The 20,144-nt window shown below is 69.0% G+C and carries 21 protein-coding genes and 1 pseudogene; 15 read left to right on the top strand and 7 right to left on the bottom strand.

Features of this window, described 5'->3' with window-relative positions:
- The 5 genes and pseudogenes from D0C15_RS34620 to D0C15_RS03715 form a co-directional block, all read left to right on the top strand.
- Positions 1-191: pseudogene (locus D0C15_RS34620) on the top strand (hypothetical protein); the annotation flags it as partial.
- Between the two features lie 372 nt (positions 192-563).
- Entirely contained in the window at positions 564-995 is a 432-nt protein-coding gene (mraZ, locus tag D0C15_RS03700; RefSeq protein WP_116040922.1) for a division/cell wall cluster transcriptional repressor MraZ, read from the top strand.
- A gap of 224 nt (positions 996-1,219) precedes the next feature.
- Positions 1,220-2,176, top strand: a complete 957-nt coding sequence (gene rsmH / locus D0C15_RS03705; protein WP_116040923.1) for a 16S rRNA (cytosine(1402)-N(4))-methyltransferase RsmH — start codon at positions 1,220-1,222, stop codon at positions 2,174-2,176.
- A 37-nt stretch (positions 2,177-2,213) separates the two neighbouring features.
- Positions 2,214-2,921 (top strand): cell division protein FtsL, encoded by a 708-nt coding sequence (ftsL, locus tag D0C15_RS03710; protein ID WP_116040924.1) that lies wholly within the window; start codon positions 2,214-2,216, stop codon positions 2,919-2,921.
- On the top strand, positions 2,921-4,831 hold the full coding sequence (locus tag D0C15_RS03715; RefSeq protein ID WP_116040925.1) for a peptidoglycan D,D-transpeptidase FtsI family protein: 1,911 nt from the start codon (positions 2,921-2,923) through the stop codon (positions 4,829-4,831). The genes ftsL and D0C15_RS03715 overlap by 1 nt, the downstream gene beginning before the upstream one ends.
- 49 nt (positions 4,832-4,880) lie before the next feature.
- On the opposite strand, the gene D0C15_RS03720 is transcribed toward D0C15_RS03715, so the two are convergent.
- Positions 4,881-6,677 (bottom strand): AMP-dependent synthetase/ligase, encoded by a 1,797-nt coding sequence (locus D0C15_RS03720; RefSeq protein ID WP_116040926.1) that lies wholly within the window; start codon positions 6,675-6,677, stop codon positions 4,881-4,883.
- A 119-nt stretch (positions 6,678-6,796) separates the two neighbouring features.
- Between D0C15_RS03720 and D0C15_RS03725 the strand changes: the two genes are divergently transcribed.
- The 7 genes from D0C15_RS03725 to D0C15_RS03755 all read left to right on the top strand — a co-directional run bounded on the left by D0C15_RS03725 (position 6,797) and on the right by D0C15_RS03755 (position 12,164).
- On the top strand, positions 6,797-7,216 hold the full coding sequence (locus tag D0C15_RS03725; RefSeq protein ID WP_116040927.1) for a polyketide cyclase / dehydrase and lipid transport: 420 nt from the start codon (positions 6,797-6,799) through the stop codon (positions 7,214-7,216).
- A gap of 53 nt (positions 7,217-7,269) precedes the next feature.
- A complete protein-coding gene (locus tag D0C15_RS03730) occupies positions 7,270-8,067 on the top strand; it encodes a metallophosphoesterase family protein (RefSeq protein ID WP_116041097.1) in 798 nt (265 codons plus the stop codon).
- 26 nt (positions 8,068-8,093) lie between these two features.
- Positions 8,094-8,528, top strand: coding sequence for an SRPBCC family protein (locus tag D0C15_RS03735; RefSeq protein ID WP_116040928.1), 435 nt, complete (start codon positions 8,094-8,096; stop codon positions 8,526-8,528).
- Between the two features lie 7 nt (positions 8,529-8,535).
- Positions 8,536-9,702, top strand: a complete 1,167-nt coding sequence (locus D0C15_RS03740; RefSeq protein WP_116040929.1) for an ArsA family ATPase — start codon at positions 8,536-8,538, stop codon at positions 9,700-9,702.
- Complete coding sequence (locus D0C15_RS03745) at positions 9,699-10,217, top strand: hypothetical protein (protein ID WP_116040930.1); 519 nt, start codon at positions 9,699-9,701, stop codon at positions 10,215-10,217. The genes D0C15_RS03740 and D0C15_RS03745 overlap by 4 nt, the downstream gene beginning before the upstream one ends.
- 14 nt (positions 10,218-10,231) lie before the next feature.
- Positions 10,232-11,173 (top strand): ROK family protein, encoded by a 942-nt coding sequence (locus D0C15_RS03750; RefSeq protein ID WP_116041098.1) that lies wholly within the window; start codon positions 10,232-10,234, stop codon positions 11,171-11,173.
- A gap of 109 nt (positions 11,174-11,282) precedes the next feature.
- The gene (locus tag D0C15_RS03755; RefSeq protein WP_116040931.1) at positions 11,283-12,164 is read left to right on the top strand and encodes an NUDIX domain-containing protein; all 882 of its coding nucleotides are present in this window, start codon (positions 11,283-11,285) and stop codon (positions 12,162-12,164) included.
- 60 nt (positions 12,165-12,224) lie between these two features.
- On the opposite strand, the gene D0C15_RS03760 is transcribed toward D0C15_RS03755, so the two are convergent.
- From D0C15_RS03760 to D0C15_RS03770, 3 genes are all read right to left on the bottom strand, one after another.
- Positions 12,225-13,358 carry a glutamate--cysteine ligase gene (locus D0C15_RS03760; protein WP_116040932.1) on the bottom strand — a complete coding sequence of 378 codons (1,134 nt, stop codon included), beginning with the start codon at positions 13,356-13,358 and terminating at the stop codon, positions 12,225-12,227.
- Between the two features lie 24 nt (positions 13,359-13,382).
- Positions 13,383-13,904, bottom strand: coding sequence for a hypothetical protein (locus D0C15_RS03765; protein WP_116040933.1), 522 nt, complete (start codon positions 13,902-13,904; stop codon positions 13,383-13,385).
- Positions 13,905-13,977: 73 nt separating this feature from the next.
- Entirely contained in the window at positions 13,978-14,739 is a 762-nt protein-coding gene (locus D0C15_RS03770; RefSeq protein ID WP_116040934.1) for an alpha/beta hydrolase, read from the bottom strand.
- A gap of 251 nt (positions 14,740-14,990) precedes the next feature.
- Between D0C15_RS03770 and D0C15_RS03775 the strand changes: the two genes are divergently transcribed.
- Both D0C15_RS03775 and D0C15_RS03780 read left to right on the top strand, forming a co-directional pair.
- The gene (locus D0C15_RS03775) at positions 14,991-15,752 is read left to right on the top strand and encodes a lysophospholipid acyltransferase family protein (RefSeq protein WP_116040935.1); all 762 of its coding nucleotides are present in this window, start codon (positions 14,991-14,993) and stop codon (positions 15,750-15,752) included.
- A gap of 34 nt (positions 15,753-15,786) precedes the next feature.
- Positions 15,787-16,287, top strand: a complete 501-nt coding sequence (locus tag D0C15_RS03780) for a polyadenylate-specific 3'-exoribonuclease AS (RefSeq protein ID WP_116040936.1) — start codon at positions 15,787-15,789, stop codon at positions 16,285-16,287.
- A gap of 15 nt (positions 16,288-16,302) precedes the next feature.
- On the opposite strand, the gene D0C15_RS03785 is transcribed toward D0C15_RS03780, so the two are convergent.
- The 3 genes from D0C15_RS03785 to D0C15_RS35410 all read right to left on the bottom strand — a co-directional run bounded on the left by D0C15_RS03785 (position 16,303) and on the right by D0C15_RS35410 (position 18,681).
- On the bottom strand, positions 16,303-17,451 hold the full coding sequence (locus D0C15_RS03785; protein WP_116040937.1) for a 3-deoxy-7-phosphoheptulonate synthase: 1,149 nt from the start codon (positions 17,449-17,451) through the stop codon (positions 16,303-16,305).
- A gap of 247 nt (positions 17,452-17,698) precedes the next feature.
- The gene (locus tag D0C15_RS03790) at positions 17,699-18,508 is read right to left on the bottom strand and encodes an LLM class flavin-dependent oxidoreductase (RefSeq protein WP_116040938.1); all 810 of its coding nucleotides are present in this window, start codon (positions 18,506-18,508) and stop codon (positions 17,699-17,701) included.
- 41 nt (positions 18,509-18,549) lie between these two features.
- The gene (locus D0C15_RS35410) at positions 18,550-18,681 is read right to left on the bottom strand and encodes a hypothetical protein (protein ID WP_281270657.1); all 132 of its coding nucleotides are present in this window, start codon (positions 18,679-18,681) and stop codon (positions 18,550-18,552) included.
- Positions 18,682-19,070: 389 nt separating this feature from the next.
- Between D0C15_RS35410 and D0C15_RS03800 the strand changes: the two genes are divergently transcribed.
- A complete protein-coding gene (locus D0C15_RS03800; protein WP_116040940.1) occupies positions 19,071-20,096 on the top strand; it encodes a 6-phosphofructokinase in 1,026 nt (341 codons plus the stop codon).
- The last annotated feature ends 48 nt before the right edge of the window (positions 20,097-20,144 follow it).

Consider the following 20,144-nt stretch of genomic DNA (forward strand, 5'->3'; position numbering starts at 1 on the left):
CCCCTCCACCCCCACCACCGCACCTACAACCACCTCCACACCAGCCTGCGCTGTCTCGGCGAACGCCCGCCGCCACCCTCAAAACCCGCTGGCGAGCACTCCACCGCATCACCCTCAGCCCCACCCACATCGGCACCATCACCCAAGCAGCCCTCGTCCTCACCCAACACGAACACCACGGCCGCTACTGAGAAAACCTCATTGGGGAACTAAAAATCCCGGGGGAGTGGGGTGCCCCACCGTTCCCCACTGGGGTGTGGGCGTGGGGGTTGGCGCTGCTCCGTTGGGGTTGTCCGTGGACGATTCTCGGCTTCTCGGCGGTCCGGAGAGCCCTAGTTCTCACCCGTGGCGGCGATGTTCCCCCACCTGCCCCCACTCGGCACCCACCGCTCTCACCTGCAAAAACGCAGAAATCTGTCCCCCGATTCGGCGCTTTCGTCGTTGACTGTGGTGGAAAGTGGGGTACGGTGGTGATCAGTGGGGCGGAAGGGAGCCCCGTGGCCGGTTTCGGTGGATTTCGTACCTCGTGAAGTTCTCCGGGCCCGGTAGGGAGGTGGCGGCCGATGTTCCTCGGCACCCACAACCCCAAGCTGGACGACAAAGGGCGACTCACGTTGCCCGCGAAGTTCCGGGACGCGCTGGCAGGTGGGCTGATGATCACCAAGGGACAGGATCACTGCCTGTACGTCTTCCCGCGCGACGAGTTCGAGCAGATGGCACGCAAGGTGGCAGAGGCACCGTTCACCAACGAGTCGGTGCGTGCCTACCAGCGCTATCTGTTCGCCGGTACGGACGAGCAACGGCCCGATGGGCAGGGGCGCATCCCGATCGCGTCCGAGCTACGGCGCTATGCCGGGCTCAACAAGGACTGCGTGGTGATCGGTGCGATCACCAGGCTGGAAATCTGGGACGCCCAGGCGTGGCAGGGCTACCTGGAAGAACACGAGGACAGCTACGCGAAGGCTCGAGAAGAAGTCCTGCCGGGCGTCTTCTGAGTCGAGGACGCGTTCGGCAGGCCACTTTCAGTGAAGCCGAAACGGGTCGAAGTGGATGTCGTGAGGCCTCTGTCCGCTCACCGGCCCTGGTGCACCTTCCCCGGCACCAGGCCCGCAGCGGGCGGGCGGAGACCTGACGGCATCGACGCTTCCGGAGAACTCCGGGAACTCGACCGACTCGACTGCCTTGCCGGGCGGGCGGCATCGGGGAAAGGGGGTTGGCCATGACAGAGAGTGCTGAGCACGTTCCGGTCCTGCTGGATCGGATCCTCGAGTTGTTCGCCCCCGCGCTCGCCGCTCCCGACGCGGTCCTCGTCGATGCCACTGTCGGCCTCGGCGGTCATTCCGACGCACTGCTCGCCGCACATCCGCGAATGCGGCTCATCGCGCTCGATCGAGACCCCGCGGCGCTCGAGCGCTCCGCGGAACGTCTCGCCCGCCACGGCGACCGGGTGCGCTTCGTCCACGCCGTCTACGACGAGTTGCCGGATGTGCTCGCCGAGCTCGGACTGTCCGCAGTGGACGGTCTGCTTTTCGACCTCGGCGTGTCCTCGATGCAGCTCGACCGGACCGAGCGCGGCTTCTCCTACTCCAGGGACGCACCGCTGGACATGCGGATGGACCCCACGACGGGACCTACGGCGGCGGACGTGCTCAACACCTACGCGACCGCGGATCTGGCCCGGATTCTGCGGGAGTACGGCGAGGAGCGCTTCGCGGGCCGGATCGCGAAGACGATCGTGGCCGAACGGGAGCGCGAGCCGTTCGATCGCAGCGAACGGCTGGTCAAGTTGCTCTACGACACCGTGCCCGCACCGAGCAGGCGCACCGGCGGTCATCCGGCCAAGCGCACCTTCCAGGCGCTGCGGATCGAGGTCAACGGTGAGCTGGAGACGTTACGTGCGGCGATGCCCAACGCGTTGGCCGCACTCGCGCCAGGCGGCCGGATCGTCGTCGAGTCCTACCAGTCGCTCGAGGACAGGATGGTGAAGCGTGCCTTCGCCGAGCTGGCGAAGTCGCGGACACCGGAGGGGCTGCCCGTCGAACTTCCCGGGCACGGCCCCGACATCAGATTGCTGACCCGCGGCGCCGAGAAGGCCGGCGAGTCGGAGATCGAGCAGAACCCCCGCGCGGCCTCGGTCCGGTTGCGCGCGGCCGAGCGGATCAGGGAGACGGCATGACCGCCGCCGAGGTTCTTCCCGCCACGGAGGTAGTGCGATGACAGCGCCAACACGATCCAGGGCAGCCGCGACTCGTTCCGCGCAGAAGCGATCCCGCGCGACGACCGCGGGCACCGAGACTCCTCGGGCCACGCGTTCACAGCGGCAGCCGGCGCAGCAACGTACGACCGCCGCCGAGCGGGCGTATGCCCGCCGGGCGCAACGCGCCGAGTTGTCCCAGCAGGACACGCGGGCGGTCGGCGAACTCGTGCGCGCGCGGAAATGGCTGCCGCGGTTGCGTGGACCTCGCTCGCGCGCGTCTTTCGTCGTGATGATGATGTGCCTGCTCGCCGCGGGTGTGGCTACCACCCTGTGGCTGTCCACCCAGGCGATCGCCGATACCTACCGCCTGGACGAGCTGAACGAGAACAACGCCCGTCTGCTCGAACGTAAGGAGCAGCTGCAGCAGCAGGTCACCAGCCAGGAGTCCGCGACGGCGCTCGCCGAGCGGGCGAAGGCGCTGGGCATGGTTCCAGCTGTCGACCCCGGCTGGCTCGTCGTCGAGCCCGACGGCAGCGTCCGCGTGGTCGGTGACCCGAAGAAGGCGGAGAAGAAGGCGGCGGCCACGGCGCCTCCCGCTCCCGACTCGTCGTCGGACGACCCGCCGGCCGGGAACGATTCCGACGGTGCCCCTGGAGAGACCGAGGCCGACCGGATCGCGGGTGCGGCGGGTCCGCAGGGCGACTCAGGCGACGGCGGCCGCTGATGGCGGGACAGGCTCGCGGCGGCCGCTCCAGGGCGGGAACCCGGCGGACCTACTCCGCACGCGCCCGTCGCGGCGGTAACCCCCAGGTGCTCGGCGGCAACCGTAACCGGTTCACCGTCGTCCGCATCATGCTCGTGGCGGTGCTCGCCGTCGCGGGGCTGAAGCTCGTGCAGGTGCAGGCGATCGAGGCGCAGGCGCTGTCGGCGAAAGCGGAGCGCCAGCGCACACTCGAGATCGACATCCCGGCCCAGCGCGGGTCCATTGTGGATCGCAACGGGGTGAAGCTCGCCTTCACCGTGGAGACGCGCACCCTCACGGTGAGCCTGCGCGCCATGCGTAAGACCTGGGACGAATACGCGAAGGAGCACCCCGAGGAGGGGAAGAACTTCCGGACCCGCGCCGCCGAGGTCGCGAAGTACATCGCGCAGAAGGTGCCGGACAAGACGACCGAACAGGACCTTCTGCAGCGCTTCCACAAGGACGGCCCGTTCACCTTCCTCGTCGACGAGGTGGAGCCCTCGGTAGCCAAGGACATCACCGAGAAGTACCCGGAGATCGGGATGGAGAAGCGGGCGAAGCGGGAGTACCCGGGCGGAAAGGTCGCCGCGAACATCGTCGGCGTCGCCAACTGGCAGATGCAGGATCCCGACGTCTCCAAGCACAACCTGCACGGTCTGGCAGGCCTGGAGAGCATGTGGGACGAGGCACTCGCCGGAACTCCGGGGCAGCGGCTCGTGGACACCGCGCAGGGGACCAACGTGGTCATCCCCGGTACCGAACGCGATCTGCAGGCCGCGACGCCCGGTTCGGACGTGGAACTCACCATCGACTCCGACCTGCAGTACGTGGTGCAGGACAAGCTCGCCGACTATGTCCGGAAGTCGCGCGCCAAGGGCGGCAGCGCCGTGGTCCTGGACTCCAAGACCGGCGAGGTCTACGCGCTGGCCAACGACCGGACCTTCAATCCGAACGACCTGGACAGCCTCACGCCCGAACTTCTGAACAACAAAGCGGTGTCCACACCGTTCGAGCCCGGCTCTGTGAACAAGATCGTCACGGCGGCCGCGGCCATCGAGTACGGGCTGACGACGCCCGAGTCCGCCCTCATGGTGCCGGACTCGAAGAAGGTCGCGGACCACGTCGTGCATGACGCGTGGAACCATCCGACGCAGAAGTTCACCACGACGGGCATCTTCGCGAAATCGTCCAACGTCGGCACCCTGATGCTCGCCGAGAAGATCGGTGAGGAGCGCTTCGCCGAGATGCTGGCCAGGTTCGGCCTCGGCAAACGCACCGGTGTCGGCCTGCCAGGCGAGAGTCCGGGCAGCGTCCCGGCCAGGGAGAACTGGTACGCGACGACGTTCGGAAACCTGCCCATCGGGCAGGGGCTTTCGATGACCGTGCTGCAGATGGCCGGGATGTATCAGGCCATCGCCAACGACGGTCTGCGGGTCGAGCCGCGGATCATCCGGTCGAAGACCAGCCCGGACGGCAAGCGGGAGCCCGGCCCCCCGCCCGGTACGCAGCAGGTGGTGAGCCCCAAGACCGCGGACACGGTCAAGGACATGATGCGCGCCGTGACCCAGAACGAGGGTGGCAACGACAACGGCACGGCACCGGCAGCCGCCCTGGAGGGGTACCAGATCTCCGGCAAGACCGGCACCGGTCAGCAGGTGGACCCGGCCACCAAGGCCTACAGCGACCACCTCTACAACATCACGTTCGCCGGGATCCTGCCCGCGGACGACCCGCGCTTCGTGGTCGGTATCTGGCTGGACGCGCCGGACACGACGCTCCCGGAAGGACACTCGGCCGCGCCGCTGTTCCACGACATCGCGTCGTATCTGTCCCAGCGCTACCAGCTGCCGCTCTCGGACGCGCCCTCGCCGGTCGTCCCGCTGATTCTCTGACGGCAAGAGCGGCCGGCCCCGCCCCGGTGTCCGGAGCGGGGCCGGGGCCTCACTTGCCGTACAGCGCCTCGATGTCGGTGGCGTAGTTCTTGTTCACCACGTTGCGCTTGAGCTTCAGGCTCGGGGTGATCTCGCCACCGGCCTCGGTGAAGTCATTCGGCAGGATCGTGAACTTCTTGATCGACTCGGCGTGCGAGACCAGCTTGTTCGCGGCGTCGACCGCCTCCTGTACCGCCGTGCGCAGGTCCGGGTCGTCGACAAGGTCGGCGACACTGGCGTCGGCCGGCTTGCCGCGCTGGGACTTCCAGGTCGGGAAGAACTCCTCGTCGATGGTCACGAGTACCCCGATGAACGGGCGCTGGTCGCCGACCACCATCGCCTGGCTGATCAGCGGGTTGGCCTTCAACGTGTCCTCGAGTCCGGAGGGGGCGACGTTCTTGCCGCCCGCGGTCACGATGATCTCCTTCTTCCGCCCGGTGATCTTGAGGAAGCCCTCGTTGTCCAGCTCGCCGAGGTCGCCGGTGGAGAACCAGCCGTCCTGCAGCGATTCGGCGGTCGCCTGCTCGTTGTTCCAGTAACCGGTGAAGACCACTTCGCCCTTGAGCTGGATCTCGCCGTCCTCGGCGATCCGGACGGAGGTACCGGCGACCGGCCTGCCGACCGTGCCCACCTTGAATCCGTCCTGGGTGTTCACGCAGGCCGCGGCCGAGGTCTCGGTCAGGCCGTAGCCCTCGAACACCGGCACCCCGATGCCCCGGAAGAAGTGGGCCAGGCGCGCGCCGAGCGGGGCGCCACCGGACACGGCGGCGACGCACCGTCCGCCGAGGGCGGCCCGCAGCTTCGTGTAGACCAGCTTGTCGAACACCGCGTGCTTCACGCGCAGGCCGAGACCGGCGCTGCCGCCGTCCTGTGCCTGGCTGTAGGCCACGGCGGTCGCCTCGGCCGCGTCGAAGATCTTGCCCTTGCCGTCGGAGTGCGCCTTGAGCTTCGCTCCGTTGTAGACCTTCTCGAACACGCGGGGGACGGCGACGACGAAGGTCGGCCGGAAGGTGCCGAGATCCGCGACCAGGTCGGTTATGTCGGCGGTGTGGCCGAGCGTGACCCGTGCGGTGACCGCGGTGACCGCGATCGCCCTGGCGAGGATGTGCGCCAGCGGGAGGAAGGCGAGCAGCGAGTTGCCCTGCTCCATCAGCTGCGGGAACGCCGCGATGTCCGCCCGGATCTCGCTGAGCAGGTTGTGGTGTGTCAGCTGCACACCCTTGGGGCGCCCGGTGGTCCCCGAGGTGTACACGACCGTGGCGATGGCGTCGGAGGTCACTGAGCGGCGACGGGCGTGCACGTCGTCGTCGGCCACCTCGGCCGCGAGCGCGCTCAGCTGTTCGAGCGCTCCTGGGCTGCCCTCGATCTGCCAGGTGTGCGCCAGCTCGGGCAGCCTTCCACGCACCTCGTCCAGGCTCGCGCTGTGCTCGGCGGTCTCCACGAAGACGGCCTTGGCGGCGGAGTCCGAGAGAATCCAGTGCACCTGTTCGGCGGAGGAGGTTTCGTAGATCGGCACGGTGACGCCGCCCGCCGCCCAGATGGCGAAGTCGAGCAGAGTCCACTCGTACCGGGTCTTGGACATCAGCCCGACTCGATCGCCCTGCTCGATACCCGCGGCCAACAGGCCTTTCGCCGCGTCGAGCACCTGGGCCGCGAACTCGCGTGCGGTGACGTCGATCCAGGACCCGTCGATATGGCGGCGGAAGCTCACCACATCACCGAATCGTTCGGCGTTGGCCCACACGACGTCGGCGAGATTCTCGTCGGCAGCGACCGTCCGACTTGCAGGAGCGCTGTATTCGCGCACGTGGACCTCCGAAATAGACACCGGGAGCGGATGTTACTCGCCGGTCAACCTAACCTGTCCCATACCTGCTTGACCATGGTGGTGGCAGACGTTCCTCATTGGCATGACATTCTGCACCCGTGTCCGATTCCGACAACTCCGTCCCCGCGTTGGACATCGTCGACGAGACTTTCCTCGCCGTGCCCCCGGGTACGGTCGCCGCCGCGTTCGCCGATCCGCGGGCCTGGTCACGATATTGGCCGGACCTGGTGCTTGAGGTCTACACCGACCGTGGCGACAAGGGTCTGCGCTGGACGGTGCGAGGTGCGCTGGTCGGCACGATGGAGATCTGGCTGGAACCGGTCCTCGACGGCACCCTGCTGCACTACTTCCTCAGGGCGACCCCGGCCGCCGCCGACGGTACGCCCGTCGCCCTGCGGCCGGCAGGGCTGCGCCGGGAGTTCGACCGGAGGGCGCGGGCGGCCAAGGGCATCGCACTCGGTCTGAAGGAGATCCTGGAGGACGGGCGGGAGCCGGGCATCCCGCCAAGGTCGGCATAACCGGCGGTGGTGGGGGGATGCCGGCGCTCGATCGGGTGCGGGAGACTGGTGGGGTGAAGGTTCATGTCGTTTCCGACATCCACGGAAACGCCGAGGCACTGGCCAGGGCAGGTGAGGGTGCCGACGCCCTGCTCGTGCTCGGCGACCTGATCGACTTCGTGGATTACCAGGACCATGGCAACGGAATTCTCGGGGCCCTGTTCGGGGCCGACAAGGTCGCCACGTTCGCGCGCCTGCGCCGGGAGGGGACCAGGGACGAGACCGTCGCCTACTCCCGGTCGCTCTGGGCCAGCCTCGAGGATCCGGCCGCGGCGGTGGACGAGGCGATCCGGGAGCAGTACGCCACGCTCTTCGGGGCACTGAGCGCGCCCACCTACGCCACTCCCGGCAATGTCGACACGCCGGCGCTGTGGCCGGAGTACGCGGCCCGCTCCTCGGAGGGCGTTCGCGTGCTCGACGGGGAGGTCACCGAGATCGGCGGGCTGCGGTTCGGTTTCGTCGGGGGAGCGCTGTTGCCCGAGGGCGTCACGCCACGCCGGGGCGCGGTCTGGCGGCCGTATCTGCGTACTCCCGAGGACTACGACGCGGCGGTCGCGGGCCTGTCCGGGATCGACGTCCTGTGCACGCACATCCCGCCTGCCATCGCCGATCTCACCTACGACGTCGTCGCGCGGCGCGCCGAGTTCGGCTCGGCCGCGCTGCTCGCGCTGATCGAGAAGGAGCAGCCGCGCTACTCGTTGTTCGGGCACGTCCACCAGCCGTTGTCGGCGCGGCGGAGGTGGGGCCGGACCGAGTGCCGTAACGTCGGCCACTTCAAGGAGACCGAGCGTTCCTACGTGCTGCGCTGGTGACGACGACGAGACGGTAAGTTGTGCGCATGGCCGAGCAGTCCACGCAGTCGATCGAGGTCGATGCGGCGCCCGAGCGCATCATGGCGGTGATCGCCGACCTGCCCGCGTACCCGGAATGGGCACAGGCGGTTCGCGAGACGGAAGTGCTGGCGGAGGATGATTCCGGCCGGGCCAAGCAGGTCCGGTTCACCCTCGACGCAGGGCCGGTGAAGGACGTCTACACCCTCGAGTACGACTGGGCCGACGACGGCCTATCGGTGAGCTGGCACCTGGTGAAGGGGCAGATGCAGAAGTCCCAGGACGGCCGGTACCTGCTCGAGCGCAAGGGTGAGCGCACGCTGGTGACCTACACGTTGTCCGTCGAGCTGGCGCTGCCGATGATCGGGCTACTGCGCCGCAAGGCAGAGAAGATGATCATGGACACCGCCCTGAAGGAGCTCAAGCGCCGAGCGGAGGGGTAGAACCAGGGTGCGAATCCTGTTGTTCACCGGCAAGGGGGGTGTCGGTAAGACGACGCTGGCCGCGGCCACCGCGGCCGGACTGGCCCAGCAGGGCCGCAAGACCCTCGTCGTCTCGACCGACCCGGCGCATTCGCTGAGTGACGCCGTCGATCAGCGGCTGGGCACCGAGCCCGTCGAGGTCGCGGACGGTCTGTACGCCGTCCAGGTCGACTCGCTCGGGCTGCTCGACGAGGTCTGGGTGGAGCTGCGTGAGCAGGTGCGCCATGCCCTCGCCGACGCCGGGGTCGACTCGCTCGACGCCGCCGAACTGACGGTGCTGCCCGGTGTGGACGAGGTGCTCGCGCTCGGCGAGGTGCGCAGGCTCGCCGCGAGCGGCCCGTGGGACACGGTGGTCGTGGACTGTGGCCCCACCGCGGAAACTCTGCGACTGCTGGCACTGCCCGAGGCCATTTCCGGGTATCTGCGCAAGCTCGTCGTCCGGCAGTCGCGTTTGGCGGGCCGGGGCAGGGGTGGGACAACCGAGGCCGTCCGGCGTCTCGGCGCGCACCTGGAATCGCTGCGCGAACTGCTGACCGATCCGGCGACCACCACCGTCCGTCTCGTACTGACCCCCGAACGGGTGGTCGCGGCCGAAACCCGCCGGACGCTGACCTCGCTCGCCCTGCGCGGGATCCGGGTGGACGGGCTGGTGGTCAACCGTCTGATGCCCGCTCCAGGGCTGTGGCGGGGATCGGCGGCATCGTGGCTGCGGACCAGGCGCAGACAGCAGAACGAGGTGCTGGCCGAGCTCGCCGCGACCGGGCTGGACCAAAGACTGATCCGGCCGGTGGAGCACAGGGCGGTGGAACCGGTCGGTCTGGCGGCGCTGGTGGAGATCGCCGGTGAACTCTACGGTGCTGACGACCCGCTCGCCGGGTGTGACACCGGGGTGAGCCCCCTGCTACAGGTGTCCGAAGTAGACGAAGGTGGATACGAACTACGGGTCGCCGTGCCCCTCGACAGGGAGTCCGCCGTGGATCTCGCCCGGGTCGACGACGACCTCGCCGTCACCATCGACGGATTCCGCAGGCTGATCGCACTGCCGGAACTGCTACGGCCGTGTCAGGTCACCGGCGCGGAGTCGGACGCACGCGGTCTGCTGGTCTCGCTGCGGCGGCAGGAGGATGGCCGATGACCGAACACGGTGCGGCGGGGCAGTGGAACGAACAGGACGTGACCAGCCTGGCGGAGGAGATCCGGCTGCTGGTCGAACTGGTGGCCGACAGAGCGGCACCCTGGCTGGACGGCGTGATCGCCGCGGGACACGGCACCGGTCGTGACGAGGAAGCGCACGGCGCGGAATCCACAGCAGACAACTGGGACGCCGCCGGTACCGGCACGGACTGCGGCTGGTGTCCACTGTGCGCGATCGTCGCGGTGGTGCGGGGGGAGCGGCCAGAGTTCGCCGCCCGGTTACTGGAGCAGGCCGCGGCGCTGGTCGCGCTGCTTCGCGCGGTCCTCGCCGATCGCTGGCAACCGCAGGAGGGCGTGCATATGCCGGGTTTCCGGCCAGCCCCCAAGCCGGAGGACGCCGGCACGGACGAGCCGGCTCGTACGGCCACCCGGACCGCGGCCACTGCCCGGGTGCAGCGGATCGAGGTCCGGCGGCGGCCGGAGTGGCGGCCCGGCACGGAAAACGGGCGGCGGTAGTGCTCGCGATCGGTGTGGATGTCGGTGGCACCAGCGTGCGGGCCGGCGTCGTGGACGAGCAGGGCGCGCTACTGGACACCGCGCGGGTGGGGACACCCACCGGCGAGGTGGCGCTGGAGGATGCGATCGCCGGGGTGATCGAGCAGTTGCGACTCCGGCACGAGGTGGCCGCGGTTGGGCTCGCGGTCGCCGGGTTCGTCGGTACGGACCGCCGCACGGTGATGTTCGCACCGCACCTGGCCTGGCGAGCGGTCCCGGTGACCGACCGGATCGAGAAGCGGGTGGGCCTGCCGGTCACGCTGGAGCACGACGCGAACGCCGCCACGGTCGGCGAGCACCGGTTCGGCGCGGCCAGGGGAGCGCGGGTGGCGGCCCTGATCGCGCTCGGCACCGGAATCGGTGCGGGTCTGATGCTCGACGGTGCCATCTTCCGCGGCGCGCACGGCGTCGCACCCGAACTCGGACACATCCGCGTGGTTCCCGGCGGCCGTCCCTGCCCCTGTGGCAAGGACGGGTGCTGGGAGCGTTACTGCAGCGGGACGGCGCTGGCGACCACCGCGATCGAACTGCTGGCACAGCACCCCGGCCGCTCCACCGTGCTGGCACGCGAGGTGGCGGGTGATCCGGGATCGGTGACCGGGCGCAGGGTGGCGGCCGCGGCCAGGGACGGCGACCCGATCGCCCAGCGAGCGATGGCCGAGCTGGCCCGCTGGCTCGGCGAGGGCCTCGCGCTGGTGGCCGACATCTACGACCCGGAGGTGGTGGTGATCGCGGGTGGAGTGTCGGAATCGGCGCCACTGTTCCTGGACGAGGCGCGGGAACACTACGCGGCCGCTGTCACGGGGGCGCACCACCGGCCGCTCGCCCGGATTCGCCGGGCCCAGCTCGGGGACGAGACGACCATCGTCGGCGCGGCCGCACTGGCGCGCGAGCGGGACGCGCTCGGGCACCGCTGAGGGACGCCCGAGAACGGCGGATCTCAAGATCAGGGTGATCCGTCGCGCCGCCCGCGGCCACTCCATTCGGCCGAACCGAGCCGGTATGGCGATGTGACAAGCTGGATTCATGTTGCTCGGCGACGGCGATGGGTTCGTTCGGTGCGCGTGTGGCCACCGGCATTGGGGCCGGTACGGGGCGGCCGGTCTGCTGCTGACCGATCCCGAACGCGGCGTACTGCTGCAGCGGCGGGCCTGGTGGACCCACCACGGCGGGACCTGGGCGCTGCCGGGCGGGGCGATCCGCTCGGACGAGAACCCGGCGCAGGCGGCGACCAGGGAGGCCGAGGAGGAAGCGGCGATAGACCCCGGTGCGGTCCTGGTCACGGCGACGTCGACCGAGGAGCACGGCACCTGGCGCTACACCACGGTGCTCGCCACCGTGGGCGCCGAGGTGCAGCCGAAGGAGGTCAGCAAGGAAACGGCGGAGCTGCGCTGGGTCACCCCGGAGGACGTGTCGTCGCTGCGACTGCACCGCGACTTCGCAGCGGCGTGGCCCCGATTGCGCGAGCAGCTCGAGCGCAGGCTGGTGCTGGTGGTGGACGGCGCGAACGTCGTCGGCTCGCGGCCGGACGGATGGTGGCGGGACAGGGCGGCGGCGGCCGCCCGGCTCCGGGACCGGCTTGGCGCACTCGTGCACTCCGACGTCTGCGGCAGCGACGTACCGGTACCCGATGCGCCGGACTGGTGCTGGCGGCCCCGGGTGCTGCTGGTGGTGGAGGGTCGTGCGGTGGCCACGGAACCACATGCGGACGTGGAGGTGCTCGCGGCGCCTTCCGACGGCGACTCGGCCATTGTGGACGCGACACGCACAGCGCGCACGACCCGGCCGCAGGACCACGTGGTCGTGGTGACCGCCGATCGCGAACTCCGGGCCAGGGTGCGCGAGGAGGGCGCAGGCGTCCTTGGTCCGGCCACGCTGTTGCACCTGCTGGACGGCCAGTGTCGCTGACCTGCGTACGTCATCGGAACAGGCCCGTCGGGCCCTGCTGGCGAGACGGGCGGCCTCGCGCTAGACCAGTCCCTCGCGCATCTCGGTGATCAGCGAGGCCACCACGGCCTTGAGGCTGCCGTGGCACTCCCTGGCAGCGGCCCGCTGCCGCTGGTAGCTCGCGCCGTGCTGCAGGATCGTCTCGACACCGCGCAACTCTGCCGTGCACTCCAGGTGTTTGGCCACCGGCTCCAGCCGTTCCAGCACGTCCCCGAGGTCCTCGGTGACCAGGCGCTCGTTGCCCGCCGCGTCCAGGATGATTATCGCGTCCATCCCATAGCGCGCGGCTCGCCACTTGTTCTCCTGGACATGCCACGGCGGGAGTGACGGCAACGTCTCGCCCGCGTCGAGGCGTGCGCTGAAATCGTCCACGAGGCACTGGGTCAGCGCGGCGATCGACGCGACCTCCTGCAGCGTGGGCACGCCATCGCAGACCCGCATCTCGACCGTGCCGAAATGCGGTGCGGGGCGGATGTCCCAGCGGATCTCGGAGAAGTGGTCGATCACGCCGGTGACGAACATGTCGTCGACATAGCGTTCCAGCTCCGACCAGTGCCGGAACTGGAAGGGCAATCCCGCGGTCGGCAGTTGCTGGAACATCAGCGCCCGGTTCGAGGCGTACCCGGTGTCCTCGCCACCCCAGTACGGCGACGAGGCCGACAGTGCCTGCAGGTGTGGTGCGTAGATGAGCAGAGCGTCCAGGATCGGCAGCACCTTGTCCCGGTGGTCCACCCCGACGTGGACGTGCACGCCGTAGATCAGCATCTGCCTGCCCCACCACTGTGTGCGCTCGATCAGCTTGGCGTAGCGCTCCTTGTCGGTGACCTTCTGCTGGTACCAGGTGGAGAAGGGATGCGTTCCCGCGGAGAAGAGTTCCACGCCGAGTGGGTCGGTGACCGAGCGTACGAGTCGTACCGATTCGGCCAGGTCGGCGCTCAGTTCCGGAACGGTCGAACAGACACCGCTGATCACCTCGATGGTGTTGAGCAACAGTTCCTGCTTGATCTTGGGGTGGCTGTCGTCGTGTTCCGGACGAAGCTCGTCGAGGATGCGTTCGGCCACCGAGGTCAGTTCACCGCTGCGCCGGTCGACGAGGGCCAGCTCCCACTCCGCGCCGACCGTGGAACGGCGAGACGGATGAAACTCGATCCGCATGGCCCCACCCCTTTTGCCCTGGTGTCAGACCTGCGCGCCGGTACTCGGATCCGCGCCGTCGGGTGGACCCTGCTTCACCCGCAGGAGCAGCAGTGCGATCGCCGCGGCAAGGCCGAGCAGGCCCAGCGGCAGGCCCACCCTGCTGGACAGGCCGAGCACCCCCGGTGCGACCAGCAGCAGCAGAGACATCACGAAGAACAGCAGCACCACGACGGCACCCCGGCGGGGGCGCGGTAGCGGTGGTGGTTCGGGTGGCACGAAGTGCTCGTCGGTGTCGTCGCTGCCGGACCCGTCCACGCTGTCGGCCGGGTCCGGGCCGAAGAGCGTCTCGTCCCACTCGGTGCCACTGTCGCGCCAGCCGGAGGTCGACGTCCGGTCCGTGCTCCGGGGCTGTTCCTGGGGCCGGTCCTCCTGCGCGGATGCCTCGTGTTCCCCGGTGTCCCGCGCGGCGTCCGTGCCGATGCCCTCGGCACGCAGGTCCGCCGCGATCCTGGCGAACGCCGCGTCGACGTCGTCCGGCCCTTCGTGGCCGTCGATCCTGCTCATGTCCCAAGCCTCATTCGCCTGCGGGCCGCGCACCGTTTCGTGCCGTACCCGGTCTGTTCTCGGTGCCCGTCACTCATGCTGCACCCACCTGTTGAACGGAGTGGATGAACTCGACGCTGCGCTCGAAGATCAGCGGTGCGTCGTTGTCGAGTGTGGCGACGTGGAAGCTGTGTTCGAGGGGCACGTCGACGAGTTGCTCGCTGCGGACGCCCTCGGCGACGACCTGGGAGTTGACGGGCTCCACGACGTGGTCGACGACGGAGTGCATGAGCAGCAACGGCTGGGTCACCTTGTGCAGGTCCGCCCTGGTCAGGCGCCACAATTGACTCAGGCTCGCGGCCGCCCGTACCGGCGCCCTGTGGTAGGCGAGTTCGGTGACACCAGGCTTGGCGATGTCTCCCGCGACGCCTGGCACCGAGGCCAGCACCCTGGACAGCAGCGGCAGCAGCCGGGCATCTCGGCGCAGCGTGAGCACCGAAGGGTTGACCAGTGCGAGCCCGGCGATGTCCGAGCCGAACTCCTGTGCCAGTCGCAGCGCCAGCGTGCCGCCCATCGACATACCGAAGACGAACACCGTGTCGCAGCTGGTGCGGAGGTCGAGCAGTTCCGTCCGCACCGTGCCGTACCAGTCGGTCCAGCGCGTGCGGTTCATTTCCTGCCAGGTCGTTCCGTGCCCGGGCAGTCGGGGACCGCGCACGCTGAAGCCGGCTGCCGCCAGGTACTCGCCCCAGGGCCGCATACTGGCCGGGGTACCGGTGAATCCGTGGCAGAGCAGAACTCCGGTGCCGGAGGTGCCGGTGTGGGAGAACGGTTCCGCGCCAGCGAGCAGTGCCATGCCCGATCGCCTTCCTTGTCCGTGTCGACTCCCATGGTGACACGGACCAAGGGGTGGTGGTCGGGTGTCGGGCGACCCGCGCTGATCGGCGGTCCGCCCTGTGAGATGGGTCGCTGCGAATGCGCAACCGGGGGTCTGCCGTTGTGCGGTTGCGGTCGTGGTTCCTAGGGTGAACCGTCGGGGTGGTTCGCCGCTGATCGGGCAGGGCAGCCGACCGGTCGGAGTTTCGGTGTCAAGGAGGGCATGTCGCAGTGCTGTATCGGCTGATGAAGTACGTGTTCCTCGGGCCGCTGCTACGGCTGTTCTGGCCGACCAAGGTCGTCGGCGCGGAGAACATCCCGGAGCGCGGCGGTGCCATCCTCGCCAGCAACCACCTCGCCGTCGCCGACTCGTTCTTCATGCCCACCTACGTGAAGCGGAAGGTGACGTTTCCCGCGAAGCAGGAGTACTTCACCGAGAAGGGCGTCAAGGGCACGCTGAAGAAGTGGTTCTTCACCGGGGTCGGGCAGTTCCCGATCGACCGGTCGAGCGGTTCGGCCGCCCAGGCCGCATTGGACACGGCGACCAGGCTGGTCCGGGAGGGGCACCTGCTCGGGATCTACCCCGAGGGCACCCGCTCGCCCGACGGGCGGCTTTACAAGGGCAAGACGGGAGTCGCGCGGATCGCGCTCGAGTCGGGCGGCCTGGTTGTCCCGGTCGCGATGATCGGCACCGACAAGGTGAACCCGATCGGCTCGAAGATGTGGTGGCCGCGCAAGCTGGAGATCCGCTTCGGCAAGCCGCTGGACTTCTCCCGGTACGACGGACTGGCCGGTGACCGTTTCGTCGAGCGGTCGATCACCGACGAGATCATGTACGCCCTGATGGAACTGTCCGGCCAGGAGTACGTCGACATCTACGCCGCGCGGGCGAAGGAGCTCGCGGCGGCGGATGCGGCTGGCGTCCGCGCCGCCGTTCCGGCACAGGCCTCCGCACGCGAGGCCGCGCGGCTGCCGGAGTCGAAGGCGGGCTGATCCACAGCCGATCGCCACCCTCTAAGGTGCACCGGTGCGATTCTTCTACGACACCGAGTTCATCGAGGACGGCGTAACGATCGACCTGGTGTCGATCGGTGTCGTGGACACCGACGGCCGCGAGTTCTACGCCGTCTCCACCGAGTTCGACCCGGGGCGGGCTGGGCCATGGGTGCGAAACAACGTACTGCCGAAACTGCCCTCGCCCGCGAACTCCGCGTGGCGCAGTCGCGAGCAGATCAGGGCCGACCTGCTCGACTTCTTCGGCAAGCCGCAGGGCGGTATCGAGCTGTGGGCCTGGTTCGCCGCCTACGACCACGTGGCGCTGGCCCAGCTGTGGGGCCCGATGCCCGCGCTGCCGCGTCAGCTGCCGCGGTTCACCCGCGATCTGCGGCAGCGCTGGGAGGACGTCGGCAAGCCCAAACTGCCGGCCGCCCCGGAGGACGCCCACGACTCACTGGCCGACGCCCGGCACAACCTGGAGCGCTGGCGAGTGATCGAGGACGTCCGCCGCATGCGCGGCTTCGCAAGCTAGGGGTGCCTGCAAGTACTACCGAGCAAGATCAGCATCGTCGCTAACTGCTACCGAGCGGCGCCGCGTCACGCCGTCGGCCAGGCGGTCGAGCAGCTCCGCGGTGGTCGCCCAGTCCATGCAGGCGTCGGTGATGCTCTGGCCGTACCGCAGCTCGTCCGCCTTGCCCAGGGTCAGCTCCTGACGTCCCTGCTCGAGGAAGCTCTCCAGCATCACTCCGGTGATCCCCTGCTCACCCGCACCGATGCGCTCGGCGAGCTCACCGACTACGGCGGCCTGACGGACATGATCCTTACCGCTGTTGCCGTGGCTGGCATCGATGATCACGCGTTCCGGCAGTCCGGCGGTACGCAGCCGCCCAAGGGTGCCGGCCACGGTGTCGCTGTCGAAGTTCGGGCCGGCCGATCCGCCACGCAGGATGACGTGACAGTCGGGGTTGCCGGACGTAGTGAGCAGGGCGGCCAGCCCGTCGGCGTTGATCCCGGCGAACACGTGACCGGAGGCGGCGGCCTTCGTGGCGTCCACCGCGACCCCCACATCACCCTCGGTGGAGTTCTTGATCCCGACCGGCATGGACAGGGCACTGCACAGCTGCCGGTGTACCTGGCTGGCGGCCGTCCTCGCGCCGATGGACCCCCAGGTGACGGTGTCGGCGATGAACTGCGGGGTGATCGGGTCCAGGAACTCGCATCCGACAGGGAGGCCGAGCGCTGAGATGTCCAGCAGCAGCTGCCGGGCCAGTCGCAGGCCCTTGTTCACCGCGAAGCTGCCGTCCAGGTCCGGATCGTTGATCAGTCCCTTCCACCCGAGCGTCGTCCTCGGCTTCTCGAAGTACACGCGCATCACGACGTGCAGCCGGTCGCGCAGCGGCTCGGTGTGCTCGGCGAGCTTGCGCGCGTAGTCGAGTGCCGCTTCCGGGTCGTGCACCGAACACGGTCCGACGACGGCGAGCAGCCGGTCATCTCGGCCTTCGAGGATGTCGACGGTCTCGGCGCGGCCCTGCGCGACGGTCTTGGCGACCGCCACGCTCATGGGATGTTCCTGGCGCAGCAGGGCGGGGGAGAGCAACGGGCTGATACTCGTGGTCCGCCGATTGTCGAGGTCCAACTGCGGATCGATACCGGCAGCGGCCGATCGGTCGGTGTCCGACGAAGTGGTGGAGTGCATCGCGGGGGTCCTTTCCACAGACCGCCCCGTCGATGTCCCGCCGAGCCGGTCTGTCATCCGGCTCGATGGGTGGGAAGTCAGCGCACGGTGTCGCCGGCTGGCCCACCCGGGGCCGGCCTGCTAAACCAGAAATAGCGCACGACTGCGTTCACGTCCGCCAACGTAGCACAGACCTCCGGGTCGCCTTGGCGACGAGGGGACCACACCTGTCTTACCCTCGGTGCACCCTCGCGGGAACCGGCGGGCCTCACGCCAATCCTGGAGGACCGTCCCGCAGCACACCCCGAACGACGTCCAAGGAGACGCCGGGCGGGAACTCCGGCATCCACCAGGTGGCCCCCGCTTTGGCATAGGGCGCCGGGTCGGTGCCCGGCGCGAGGGCGACGGCCACGTCGCACGGCACCGCGTCGTGCGGACGCAGGTCCTTGATTGCAGCCACGATTTCGGCGAGCTGGTCCGGGTGCTGGAGGTTGATGGGAAAGAACCCGTCGTACCTCGCGGCTCTGCGCAGCGGCTTGGCGTTTCCCGGGAATCCCGCGACCCAGACAGGTACCCGGGGCCGCTGAATCGGCCGGGGAAGGAACTCGATGCCGTCGACGACGTAATGGTCGCCGTGGTGGTGCACAGGTTCGCCGGACCAGGCCGCCGTCAGAATTTCCAGTGACTCGTCGAGCATCTGGCCACGTGACCTCTCATCGGGCTGCTCGCCGGTCCTGGAGAACTCGCCGCCGAAGCGGTCGCTGCCGAGGCCGACCCCGAGCGTGAGGCGACCGCGGCTGAGCCGATCCAGTGTCGCGGTTTCCCGGGCTACCTTGGCCGGACGGCGGCGGGCAAGGGGTGTAACCATCGGTCCCAGTCGCACCCGTTCGGTGGCAGTGGCGATCGCGGCCAGCGAGATCCACGGGTCGGCCAGCTGCCGGATCGGCGAATGCCAGTGCACGTGATCCCATACGAAGACCCCCTGCCAGCCGGCTTCCTCCGCCTCGGCTGCCAAACGTGCGAGAACCCCCGGGTCGGCAAGATCGTCGAAGATCGGAAACCAGAGCGCCGAATGCATGGACGTAGGGTAGGTGCTCTTCGACTGTTCATACCCGTATCTCAGGCGAACTCACCGTGGCCGCGCAGGTGTTGCGCGAGCCCCGATCGGATCGGTGCGGCCGTGCTCGCGGAGGAGCCGCTCAGCAGGACGGACTGGACTCGGACACTCCTGGCCACCGAAATCGTGTTCATCGACAATGTCGTCGGCGCAGGTTGGGATTGGTCGCCTGTGACCGGATTCTCGGACACCGAGACACTGCAAGTACTCCGCCGTCTGCAGCGCAAGCTGGTGACTGCCGGGGTTACCGGCGTCGCCTTCGGGACCCGCCCTTCGCCGCCGATATCTTGATCTTGCCGTCACTTCCGGCGAGGGCATGCTGCGCGGGCCGGTCAGCTCCCAGACCGCCTCGACATCGTTGGGCAGGAACGACGGCGGGCCACCGAGAAAACGCTCGTACGCGAACAGACCGATGGCCATGCTGGGCACGCGCGCAGCACCTGCAACGATCAAGCCGGTTCCCGCTAGGCTGGCGCCGACAGTGTGACGCAGGACAAATCAGCGCAAGCGGAGGTCTGATCTGATGCGAGTCGGTGTGCTGACCGGCGGTGGCGACTGCCCAGGACTGAACGCGGTGATCCGCGCGGTGGTCCGCAAGGGTATCGAGGTGAACAACTGGGAGGTCGTCGGCTTCCGCAACGGGTGGAAGGGCCCGATGACCGGGGACAGCAGGCCGTTGGGGCTGGACGACGTCGAGGAGATCCTGACCCGCGGTGGCACCATCCTCGGCTCCTCGCGGACCAACCCCTACAAGGAGGACGGCGGTGTCGACCAGATCAGGGCGACGCTGGCCGAGCAGAAGATCGACGCGCTCATCGCGATCGGTGGCGAGGACACCCTCGGTGTCGCCAAGCGGCTGACCGACGACGGCATCGGCGTGGTCGGGGTACCCAAGACCATCGACAACGATCTCGGCGCCACCGACTACACCTTCGGCTTCGATACGGCCGTGCACATCGCGACCGAGTCGATCGACCGGCTGCGCACCACTGCGGAGTCACACCACCGCGCGTTGGTCGTGGAGGTCATGGGCAGGCACGCGGGCTGGATCGCCTTGCACTCCGGGCTGGCCGGCGGCGCCAACGTGATCCTCGTACCGGAGCGGCCGTTCTCCGTCGACCAGGTCGTCGACTGGGTGGAGAGCCGGTTCGAGCGGATGTACGCGCCGATCATCGTGGTCGCCGAGGGAGCGCTGCCCGAAGGCGGCGCCGAGTTGCTGCAGAGCGGGGAGAAGGACGCCTTCGGCCACGTGCGCCTCGGCGGGATCGGCACCTGGCTCGCCGACGAGATCGCCGCCCGCACCGGCAAGGAATCCCGTGCCGTCGTGCTCGGGCACACCCAGCGCGGTGGCACCCCAACCGCCTACGACCGGGTGCTCGCAACGCGTTTCGGGCTCAACGCGGTGGATGCCGTCACCGACGGGGACTTCGGCGTGATGGTGGCGCTGCGCGGCACCGACATCGTGCGGGTGAAGCTCGCCGAGGCGACCGCCGAGTTGAAGACCGTTCCACCCGAACGCTACGCCGAGGCGCAGGTCTTCTTCGGATAGACGGAGTCGCCGGACAGGGCCACCCGGGTGGGCACTCGGGTGGCCCTG

The sequence above is a fragment of the Amycolatopsis palatopharyngis genome (assembly GCF_003385185.1).
Taxonomy (GTDB): domain Bacteria; phylum Actinomycetota; class Actinomycetes; order Mycobacteriales; family Pseudonocardiaceae; genus Amycolatopsis; species Amycolatopsis palatopharyngis.